The 8,986-nt window shown below is 37.4% G+C and carries 15 protein-coding genes; 4 read left to right on the top strand and 11 right to left on the bottom strand.

Annotation, left to right across the window (positions count from 1 at the left end; all coding sequences use genetic code 11):
• The first annotated feature begins 71 nt into the window (after window positions 1-71).
• Window positions 72-860: an enoyl-ACP reductase FabI gene (gene fabI / locus J3U18_RS08245; RefSeq protein WP_065562933.1), complete on the top strand. Its 789-nt coding sequence runs from the start codon at window positions 72-74 to the stop codon at window positions 858-860.
• A 105-nt stretch (window positions 861-965) separates the two neighbouring features.
• Here fabI and ppnP read toward each other — a convergent pair whose 3' ends face one another.
• Complete coding sequence (gene ppnP / locus J3U18_RS08240) at window positions 966-1,256, bottom strand: pyrimidine/purine nucleoside phosphorylase (protein ID WP_065562934.1); 291 nt, start codon at window positions 1,254-1,256, stop codon at window positions 966-968.
• 242 nt (window positions 1,257-1,498) lie between these two features.
• Between ppnP and slyD the strand changes: the two genes are divergently transcribed.
• The 3 genes from slyD to J3U18_RS08225 all read left to right on the top strand — a co-directional run bounded on the left by slyD (window position 1,499) and on the right by J3U18_RS08225 (window position 3,148).
• Window positions 1,499-2,065 (top strand): peptidylprolyl isomerase, encoded by a 567-nt coding sequence (gene slyD, locus J3U18_RS08235; RefSeq protein WP_267353581.1) that lies wholly within the window; start codon window positions 1,499-1,501, stop codon window positions 2,063-2,065.
• Between the two features lie 159 nt (window positions 2,066-2,224).
• Window positions 2,225-2,896, top strand: a complete 672-nt coding sequence (gene radC, locus J3U18_RS08230; protein WP_065562936.1) for a RadC family protein — start codon at window positions 2,225-2,227, stop codon at window positions 2,894-2,896.
• A gap of 48 nt (window positions 2,897-2,944) precedes the next feature.
• Entirely contained in the window at window positions 2,945-3,148 is a 204-nt protein-coding gene (locus tag J3U18_RS08225; protein WP_267353579.1) for a SlyX family protein, read from the top strand.
• A 180-nt stretch (window positions 3,149-3,328) separates the two neighbouring features.
• Here the strand turns inward: J3U18_RS08225 and rplQ are convergent, their stop codons facing one another.
• The 10 genes from rplQ to rpsE all read right to left on the bottom strand — a co-directional run bounded on the left by rplQ (window position 3,329) and on the right by rpsE (window position 8,972).
• Window positions 3,329-3,715 carry a 50S ribosomal protein L17 gene (gene rplQ / locus J3U18_RS08220; RefSeq protein WP_034884211.1) on the bottom strand — a complete coding sequence of 129 codons (387 nt, stop codon included), beginning with the start codon at window positions 3,713-3,715 and terminating at the stop codon, window positions 3,329-3,331.
• A gap of 29 nt (window positions 3,716-3,744) precedes the next feature.
• On the bottom strand, window positions 3,745-4,734 hold the full coding sequence (locus J3U18_RS08215; RefSeq protein WP_065562938.1) for a DNA-directed RNA polymerase subunit alpha: 990 nt from the start codon (window positions 4,732-4,734) through the stop codon (window positions 3,745-3,747).
• Between the two features lie 25 nt (window positions 4,735-4,759).
• Window positions 4,760-5,380, bottom strand: coding sequence for a 30S ribosomal protein S4 (gene rpsD / locus J3U18_RS08210; protein WP_065558591.1), 621 nt, complete (start codon window positions 5,378-5,380; stop codon window positions 4,760-4,762).
• A 46-nt stretch (window positions 5,381-5,426) separates the two neighbouring features.
• A complete protein-coding gene (rpsK, locus tag J3U18_RS08205; RefSeq protein WP_025314405.1) occupies window positions 5,427-5,816 on the bottom strand; it encodes a 30S ribosomal protein S11 in 390 nt (129 codons plus the stop codon).
• A gap of 15 nt (window positions 5,817-5,831) precedes the next feature.
• Window positions 5,832-6,188 carry a 30S ribosomal protein S13 gene (rpsM, locus tag J3U18_RS08200; protein ID WP_034884217.1) on the bottom strand — a complete coding sequence of 119 codons (357 nt, stop codon included), beginning with the start codon at window positions 6,186-6,188 and terminating at the stop codon, window positions 5,832-5,834.
• A 171-nt stretch (window positions 6,189-6,359) separates the two neighbouring features.
• Window positions 6,360-6,473, bottom strand: a complete 114-nt coding sequence (gene rpmJ, locus J3U18_RS08195) for a 50S ribosomal protein L36 (RefSeq protein ID WP_034884218.1) — start codon at window positions 6,471-6,473, stop codon at window positions 6,360-6,362.
• A gap of 26 nt (window positions 6,474-6,499) precedes the next feature.
• Window positions 6,500-7,837 (bottom strand): preprotein translocase subunit SecY, encoded by a 1,338-nt coding sequence (gene secY, locus J3U18_RS08190; protein ID WP_065562939.1) that lies wholly within the window; start codon window positions 7,835-7,837, stop codon window positions 6,500-6,502.
• Window positions 7,838-7,845: 8 nt separating this feature from the next.
• Window positions 7,846-8,280 carry a 50S ribosomal protein L15 gene (rplO, locus tag J3U18_RS08185; protein WP_065562940.1) on the bottom strand — a complete coding sequence of 145 codons (435 nt, stop codon included), beginning with the start codon at window positions 8,278-8,280 and terminating at the stop codon, window positions 7,846-7,848.
• Between the two features lie 5 nt (window positions 8,281-8,285).
• Window positions 8,286-8,465 (bottom strand): 50S ribosomal protein L30, encoded by a 180-nt coding sequence (rpmD, locus tag J3U18_RS08180; protein ID WP_025314400.1) that lies wholly within the window; start codon window positions 8,463-8,465, stop codon window positions 8,286-8,288.
• A gap of 6 nt (window positions 8,466-8,471) precedes the next feature.
• Window positions 8,472-8,972, bottom strand: coding sequence for a 30S ribosomal protein S5 (gene rpsE / locus J3U18_RS08175; protein ID WP_025314399.1), 501 nt, complete (start codon window positions 8,970-8,972; stop codon window positions 8,472-8,474).
• Between the last annotated feature and the right edge of the window lie 14 nt (window positions 8,973-8,986).

The raw sequence follows: 8,986 nt of genomic DNA, 5'->3' as shown, positions 1-8,986 counted from the left end.
AAGTTAACTATATCAACATATAATCATCAGCATTCTAGAATATATAGTAAAAAATATTAGAGGAACAATTTATGGGATTTTTAACAGGTAAACGCATACTGGTTACCGGCGTTGCAAGTAATCGTTCTATTGCTTACGGTATTGCAAAAGCGATGCACCGTGAAGGTGCAGAATTAGCTTTTACTTATCAAAGCGAAAAATTAAAAGGCCGTGTTGAAGAGTTTGCTGCTGATTTTAATTCTAAAATCGTTTTACCTTGTGATGTTGCGCATGATGAAAGCATCACAACATTATTTACAGAGCTAGCTAAAACTTGGGATAAATTCGATGGTTTTGTTCATGCAATTGCCTTCGCTCCTGGTGATCAATTAGATGGTGATTATGTTAATGCGGTAACTCGTGAAGGTTTTGCCATCGCACATGATATTAGCTCTTATAGCTTTGTTGCTATGGCTAAAGCTTGTCGTTCAATGCTAAATCCTGACTCAGCATTAGTCACTCTTTCTTATTTAGGCGCTGAACGTGCAATTCCTAATTATAACGTTATGGGTCTTGCTAAAGCATCTTTAGAAGCAAATGTACGTTACATGGCAAATGCAATGGGACCTGAAGGTATTCGTGTAAATGCAATTTCTGCTGGCCCTATTCGTACTTTAGCTGCATCAGGAATTAAAGATTTCAAAAAGATGTTATCACATTGTGAATCAGTAACCCCTATTCGTCGTACAGTAACCATTGAAGACGTAGGTAATTCAGCTGCATTCTTATGTTCAAATTTATCGTCAGGTATTACAGGTGAAGTCATTCATGTTGATGGTGGCTTTAGCATCGCAGCGATGAATGAATTAGAACTTAAGTAATATAGTAGAATATTTTAATGAAAGGCTAATTGTAAAATTAGCCTTTTTTATTGCATAAAAGTAAATCTATCAATGATTAAGCTTTCTTAGATTTAATCTGAATGCCTATTTTGCTAAGTAACGACACAAATAAACTGTTGTCTCGCTGACTTGCACATCAAATTGACTCTCTTTGGCGACATGAAAAATCTGCCCGGCTTCAAAAATTTGCCAATCAGTTGCAGTAGGTAATAAAACTTTGAGCGAACCAGTTATCACTGTCATTTCTTCTGGATTATTGGTACTAAAAACATATTCGCCAGGCATCATCACACCAACAGAGGCTTTACCCGTTGAGCCATTTTCAAAACCTATAGACTTCACTTTTCCATCAAAATAATCATTAATTTCTAACATAAAAACCCCTCTCCTCAACTTTTTTTATAAATTTTATTAAACTTATTATTATCAGCTTAATTGATTTCAATTAGCTATCCAACGATTATTTATTAGTTAAAAGTTATTTTTTAAACCAAAATCGCATCAATAACAAAGATAATATTAAAACTTCCTAAATTACAAAGAAAATAGCATACAGAAGCGTTTTTTTCCGTTAAAATTTAACATTATTTGCTCAGTAACAGTTTGTTGGAGAAAACATGAAAATAGCAAAAAATACAGTTGTAAGTTTAGCATATAAAGTTCGTACAAAAGATGGCGTGTTAGTTGATGAAGCTACAGCAGCTGCGCCACTTGAATATTTACAAGGTGCAGGAAACTTATTACAAGACCTTGAAAATGCGTTAGAAGGCCGTCAAGTTGGTGATAAATTTGATGTGGAATTAGTTAACCCTTATGGTGATTTTAACGATGCATTGGTACAAAATGTACCGCGTGATGTTTTTGTTGGAGTTGATGACCTCGAAGTTGGTATGCGTTTTTTTGCTGATACTGACCAAGGTTCTTTACCCGTTGAAATCACGGCTATTGATGGCGATACCGTTACTATTGATGGTAACCATATGTTAGCTGGCCAAGACTTAAATTTTAATGTTGAAGTGCTTGCTATTCGTGAAGCGACACCTGATGAGATATCTCATGGTCATATTCATGGTGCACACGATCATGGACATGGTGGCTGTGGTTGTGGTGGTCACGATGATCATGACGATGATGAAGAAAGCGGTTGTTGTGGCGGTGGAAACGGCAGTTGCGGATGTCACTAATATTTAAATAAAATAGAATTTTAAAAGCGCTGATTAGCGCTTTTTTTGTAAAATAGTCTCGATCTTTGCGAACCATTTCACAACTTTTCATCTGTTTCGTTATCAATTTATAAAAATTAATCAATAATCTCATTTTAAAAAAATGGGAATACCATAATTATGTCAACACAATGCAGACTTTTGATGCCACGAGAAAAATTATTACAATTTGGTGTTGAAGCGCTGTCAGATGCTGAATTACTTGCTCTTTTTTTACGTACGGGAACTCGTAATTTACCAGTATTAACGTTATCCCAAAAATTATTAAATGAATTCGGTTCCTTTTACCATTTAATGAATGCAAGTCATGATGAATTTTGTAAAAAAGAAGGTTTGGGAACAGCTAAATACACTCAATTGAAAGCGGTGGTTGAACTATCTCATCGTTATTTAAAAGTTAAAATGACCAAAGAAAATTATCTTACATCACCTACTTTAACTCATCATTATCTAGCTAATCGTTTAATGGATAAAGATCGTGAAATTTTTATGGTTATTTTTCTAGATAACCAGAATCACGTGATTAATTGTGAGGAGATGTTTGTAGGAACATACAACTGCGTTGAGGTTCATCCTAGAGAAGTCGCTAGAAAAGCCTTACAATACAATGCGGCAGCATTAATTTTAGCACATAACCATCCTTCAGGCTTAGCTGAACCAAGTCAAGCTGATCGTGCATTAACTAAAAAAATCGAACAAGTTTGTGAATTAATTGATGTCCGAGTTATCGATCATCTCGTCATTGGTAAAGGTGAATACGTCTCTTTTGCGGAACGAGGATGGATTTTATAATAACTTTTACTTACAATATAAAATTAAATAGCCATTAAGTAACAGACTATGAACCAACAATTGGAATTATTAGAAACAAAAGTTGCATTTCAAGAGATGACCATTGAAGAATTAAATCAAATGGTGGTTAATCTACAGTCCGATATCAGCAAACTTAAAGAACAATTAACGTTATTATCACAAAAGTTACAAGCAAACCAAACATCGAACATAGCAAGTTTATCAGAAGAAACTCCGCCTCCACATTATTAACTTATAGCATTAAAATGTTTTGAAGAATTCCTACTAATTACGGACAAAATGGTGGCTATATCATTTGCCATTTCGTTTAAAATTGCTGGTACTTATATTAAACTTTGGTTGATAACTCTATAATAATTAGCTAATAAAAAACCGGCTCATTAGCCGGTTTTAATTTTAAGCTTTAATTATTTATTCAGCTGCTGCTTCTGCTTCTACAGCAGGGCGATCAACTAATTCAATATAAGCCATTGGAGCATTATCTCCATCACGGAAACCACATTTTAAAATGCGTACATAACCGCCAGGACGGGTAGCAAAACGTGGGCCTAAATCTGAAAATAATTTTTTCACTGTATCTTTATCACGGATACGAGCAAAAGCCAAACGGCGATTAGCTACGCTATCGCTTTTGGCTAGCGTAATTAACGGTTCAACAACACGACGCAACTCTTTTGCTTTAGGCAATGTAGTTTTGATGATTTCATGTTCAACAAGTGAACTAGTCATGTTACGAAACATTGCTTGACGATGGCTGCTATTTCGGTTCAGTTGACGACCACTTTTACGATGGCGCATAACTTTATCCTTCTTATATAAATTTTATTTTAGTCTTCAACAATACTTGCTGGTGGCCAGTTCTCAAGACGCATGCCTAAAGACAAACCACGAGACGCGAGCACATCCTTAATTTCAGTAAGTGATTTCTTACCAAGATTAGGGGTTTTAAGTAACTCAACTTCGGTACGTTGTACTAAATCACCAATATAATGAACTGCTTCTGCTTTTAAGCAATTAGCAGACCGAACAGTTAATTCGAGATCATCTACTGGACGTAGAAGAATCGGATCAAATTCCGGTTTATCTTCTTTAACTTCAGGTTGACGTACATCACGTAAATCAACGAAAGCTTCAAGTTGTTCAGCCAAAATAGTTGAAGCACGACGAATAGCCTCTTCAGGATCAATCGTACCATTAGTTTCCATATCAATAACTAATTTATCTAAATCGGTACGTTGTTCCACACGAGCCGCATCGACAGAATAAGCGATACGCTCGACTGGGCTATAACATGCATCAACTAATAGACGACCAATCGGTCGCTCTTCATCTTCTGACTTAACGCGAGCAGAAGCAGGGACATAACCACGTCCTCGTTGTACACGAATACGCATACTAATTGAAGCATTGGCATCAGTAAGATGACAAATTACTAAATCAGGATTTACAATTTCAACATCACCATCGTGAGTGATATCCGATGCAGTTACCGCACCTACCCCTGATTTATTTAAAGTCAGCATAACATCATCTTTAGTATGTACACGTACTGCTAATTTTTTCAAATTAAGCAGAATATCAAGCACATCTTCTTGAACGCCTTCTTTAGTACTATACTCATGCAGAACACCGTCAATTTCAACTTCGGTCACTGCATATCCCGGCATAGATGATAATAAAATGCGGCGTAGTGCATTACCTAAAGTATGTCCAAAACCACGCTCAAGTGGCTCTAAAGTCACTTTTGCATGAGTTGGGCTGTATTGAACAACGTCAACTAGGTGAGGTTTTAAAAACTCTGTTACAGAACCCTGCATTATGTCCTCTCTTAAGTGCTAAACTTTACTTAGAGTAAAGTTCGACGATCAAATGTTCGTTGATGTCAGCAGATAAATCTGAACGTTCTGGTAAGCGTTTGAACACACCTTCCATTTTGCTAGCATCAACTTCTAACCATGTTGGTTTTTCACGTTGTTCAGCTAACTCTAAAGCGGCTTTAATACGTGCTTGTTTTTTAGATTTTTCACGAACACTAATCACATCTTCAGGTGAAACTTGATAAGATGCGATGTTAACAACGTGACCATTAACAAGAACAGCTTTATGACTAACTAATTGACGAGCTTCAGCACGAGTTGCACCGAATCCCATACGATAAACAACGTTATCTAAGCGACGTTCTAAAAGACCTAACAAGTTTTCACCTGTATTACCTTTAATACGTGCTGCATTTTTGTAGTAATTACGGAATTGACGTTCTAGAATTCCATAAATACGTCTAACTTTTTGTTTTTCGCGTAACTGAACACCATAATCTGATAAACGCGGTTTACGCGCACCATGTTGTCCAGGAGCTTGTTCTAACTTACATTTACTGTCAACCGCTCGGACGCCAGACTTAAGGAATAAATCTGTACCTTCACGACGACTTAATTTGAGCTTTGGTCCCAAATATCTTGCCATTTTTTTTCTCCAATAATCCTATAAACATTCAATGTTTAATAAAAAATTAAACACGACGTTTCTTTGGTGGACGACAACCGTTATGAGGAATCGGAGTAACATCAGTAATATTAGTGATGCGATAACCCGCTGCATTTAATGCACGAATTGTTGACTCACGACCAGGACCAGGTCCTTTTACCATAACTTCTAGATTCTTAATTCCGTAGTCTTTTACGGCTTCTGCACAACGCTCTGCTGCTACTTGAGCTGCGAACGGAGTTGACTTACGAGAGCCACGGAAACCAGAACCACCAGCGGTTGCCCAACCCAACGCATTACCTTGACGATCGGTAATTGTTACGATTGTATTGTTAAATGATGCATGAATATGAGCTATACCATCAGAAACTTGCTTTTTAACACGTTTACGTGTACGAACAGGTGTCTTTGCCATTTATTATCACCTCAATTATTTCTTGATTGGCTTACGCGGTCCCTTACGGGTACGAGCGTTAGTCTTAGTGCGTTGACCACGGACAGGAAGTCCACGACGATGACGCACACCACGATAACAACCAAGGTCTAATAAACGCTTGATACTCATAGTTACTTCACGACGTAAATCACCTTCAACAGTGAATTTAGCGACTTGTTCACGTAACTTTTCAATCTGATCTTCAGATAGTTCTCTGATCTTAACATGTTCAGGAATACCAGCTTCAGCACAAATTGTCTTAGCACGGGTATTACCGATACCATAAATTGCTTGTAACGCAATAACAGTATGTTGTTGATCAGGAATGTTAATGCCTGCTATACGGGCCACTATGCACTCCTTTATTGTTAATGTTCAGCAAATCCACCATACTGAAAAGCCCGTTTTCAGGATACTCAAACGGCGGATCTACAAAAAAATTTTAGGCTGGCTATTCTAGCCAGCTTTACTATACTTTGGCAAGTAAAATATGCAAAAGTTCAATTTCGCAGTTAAATAATATTAACCTTGACGTTGTTTGTGTTTACCTTCAATGCAAATAACACGAACGATGCCATTGCGTTTGATGATTTTACAATTTCTGCATAATTTCTTGACTGAAGCACGAACTTTCATGTTTTTCTCCGTAACTTCTGGCTAACTTATCGGCCGTAGCCTTTAAGGTTCGCTTTCTTTAACACTGACTCATAACGATTTGGCATCATTAAAGTCTGTACTTGTGCCATAAAATCCATGATTACAACAACTACAATTAATAAAGATGTTCCACCAAATTGAACTGGAACTTTCATCGCACTTGTCATAAACATTGGTACCAAACATACAAAAGTAATGTAGATAGCGCCAATTAGCGTTAAACGTGTCATTACTTTATCAATATACTTAGATGTTTGTTCACCTGGACGGATACCTGGAATAAATGCACCAGATTTTTTTAACTGATCTGCTGTTTCTCTCGGATTGAAAACCAATGCGGTATAGAAGAAACAGAAGAAAATAATCGCAGCTGCAAAAAAGATTATGTATAACGGTTGATCATGAGAGAAATATTGCCCAATAAGAACAAAGATATATCTCCATCCTTCACCATTTCCTTGAAACCAAGAAGCCATCATTGATGGTAACATAATAATTGTTGAAGCAAATATTGCTGGAATTACACCTGCCATATTAATTTTAAGAGGTAAATGCGTACTTTGTGCGGCATACACACGACGACCTTGTTGTCTTTGAGCGTAATTAACGACAATACGTCGTTGACCACGTTCAACAAAAACGACAAAGTAAGTCACACCAACCACTAATGCAGCGATTACTAATAATAAAATCGGATGCAAATCACCAGAACGAGCTTGTTCAATTGTTTCATATATCGCATGAGGAAGACTTGCCACAATACCAGCAAAGATAATGATAGAAATACCATTACCTACACCGCGCTCTGTGATCTGTTCACCCAACCACATAAGAAACATAGTGCCAGTAACTAAGCTAACCGATGCAATAAAATAGAAAGAAAATCCTGGGTTAATCACAACCTGACTATAACCAGGAATATTCGGTAAACCAGTCGCAATACCGACTGCCTGTACAATCGCTAAAGCTAGTGTGCCATAACGAGTATATTGGCTAATTTTCTTACGACCTGATTCACCTTCTTTCTTCAATTCAGCTAATTTAGGATTAATTGATGTCAATAACTGCACAATGATTGATGCAGAAATATAAGGCATTATCCCTAAAGCAAATATTGAAGCACGGCTTAAAGCACCACCAGAGAACATATTGAACATACCAACAATACCATTAGATGATGCTTGTAGTAAGTCCGATAACGCTTTAGTATCAACACCAGGAACCGGAACGTAAGAACCAAGACGGAAAACAATAAGCGCTAAAAGCACAAATAATAAACGTCTTTTAAGCTCACTACTACCGCCTCGTGTGCTTTGAAAATCTAATCCTGGTTGCTTTGCCATCTTTCTAATTATTCCTCAATTTTTCCGCCAGCAGCTTCAATTGCAGCTTTAGCACCTTTAGTTACTCGAATACCACGAACTGTTACTGGTTTAGAAATTTCACCAGATAACATGATTTTTGCATATTCGATTTGTGAATTAATCACATTAGCAACTTTTAAGCTATTTAGGTCAACAATATCACCTTCAACTTTCATTAAATCTGAAAGACGAACTTGTGCTGTTACCATAGCTTTACGTGAGGTAAAACCAAATTTTGGTAAACGACGATATAAAGGCATTTGACCACCTTCAAAGCCACGACGAACGCCGCCACCTGAACGAGATTTTTGACCTTTGATACCACGAGTACCAGTTTTACCAAGCCCTGAACCGATTCCACGGCCTACGCGCTTAGGTGCATGCTTTGAACCTTCAGCAGGAGATAAAGTATTTAAACGCATTACTATTACTCCTCAACTTTAACCATGTAATAAACTTGGTTTACCATACCGCGAATTGCAGGTGTATCTTCACGTTCAACAGTATGACCAATACGACGTAATCCTAAACCAACTAACGTTGCTTTATGCTTCGGTAGACGACCAATAGAACTACGAGTTTGTGTAATTTTAATTGTCTTTGCCATGGCTAATTACCCCAAAATTTCTTCGACGGTTTTACCACGCTTAGCAGCAACCATTTCTGGAGATTTCATATTTTCTAAGCCATCAATCGTTGCACGAACCACGTTAATTGGGTTTGTAGAACCATATGCTTTAGCTAGAACGTTACGAACACCAGCAACTTCTAATACAGCACGCATCGCACCACCGGCGATAATACCAGTACCTTCTGATGCTGGTTGCATATAAACACGAGAACCTGTGTGAGCACCTTTAACTGGATGCTGTAAAGTATCGTTGTTTAACGCAACATTGATCATATTGCGACGTGCTTTTTCCATTGCTTTTTGGATTGCTGCTGGCACTTCACGTGCTTTACCATATCCAAAACCTACGCGGCCATTACCGTCACCAACAACAGTTAGTGCAGAAAAACTAAAAATACGACCACCTTTTACGGTTTTAGAGACTCGGTTAACTGCGATTAATTTTTCCTGCAGTTCACCAGCTTGTTTTTCGATGTTTGACATCTTTAACTCCTACC

Source organism: Gilliamella sp. B3482 (assembly GCF_026536805.1).
GTDB classification, from domain to species: Bacteria; Pseudomonadota; Gammaproteobacteria; order Enterobacterales; family Orbaceae; genus Gilliamella; species Gilliamella apicola_E.
The sequence above is the reverse complement of the archived record's forward strand: the minus strand, read 5'-3'. Positions and strand labels throughout refer to the sequence as shown.

Coding starts and splice junctions, on each gene's coding strand:
- fabI (WP_065562933.1), top strand. CDS start 72: ATGGGATTTTTAACAGGTAAACGCATACTGGTTACCGGCGTTGCAAGT.
- ppnP (WP_065562934.1), bottom strand. CDS start 1,256: ATGTTAGAAATTAATGATTATTTTGATGGAAAAGTGAAGTCTATAGGT.
- slyD (WP_267353581.1), top strand. CDS start 1,499: ATGAAAATAGCAAAAAATACAGTTGTAAGTTTAGCATATAAAGTTCGT.
- radC (WP_065562936.1), top strand. CDS start 2,225: ATGTCAACACAATGCAGACTTTTGATGCCACGAGAAAAATTATTACAA.
- J3U18_RS08225 (WP_267353579.1), top strand. CDS start 2,945: ATGAACCAACAATTGGAATTATTAGAAACAAAAGTTGCATTTCAAGAG.
- rplQ (WP_034884211.1), bottom strand. CDS start 3,715: ATGCGCCATCGTAAAAGTGGTCGTCAACTGAACCGAAATAGCAGCCAT.
- J3U18_RS08215 (WP_065562938.1), bottom strand. CDS start 4,734: ATGCAGGGTTCTGTAACAGAGTTTTTAAAACCTCACCTAGTTGACGTT.
- rpsD (WP_065558591.1), bottom strand. CDS start 5,380: ATGGCAAGATATTTGGGACCAAAGCTCAAATTAAGTCGTCGTGAAGGT.
- rpsK (WP_025314405.1), bottom strand. CDS start 5,816: ATGGCAAAGACACCTGTTCGTACACGTAAACGTGTTAAAAAGCAAGTT.
- rpmJ (WP_034884218.1), bottom strand. CDS start 6,473: ATGAAAGTTCGTGCTTCAGTCAAGAAATTATGCAGAAATTGTAAAATC.
- secY (WP_065562939.1), bottom strand. CDS start 7,837: ATGGCAAAGCAACCAGGATTAGATTTTCAAAGCACACGAGGCGGTAGT.
- rplO (WP_065562940.1), bottom strand. CDS start 8,280: ATGCGTTTAAATACTTTATCTCCTGCTGAAGGTTCAAAGCATGCACCT.
- rpmD (WP_025314400.1), bottom strand. CDS start 8,465: ATGGCAAAGACAATTAAAATTACACAAACTCGTAGTTCTATTGGTCGT.
- rpsE (WP_025314399.1), bottom strand. CDS start 8,972: ATGTCAAACATCGAAAAACAAGCTGGTGAACTGCAGGAAAAATTAATC.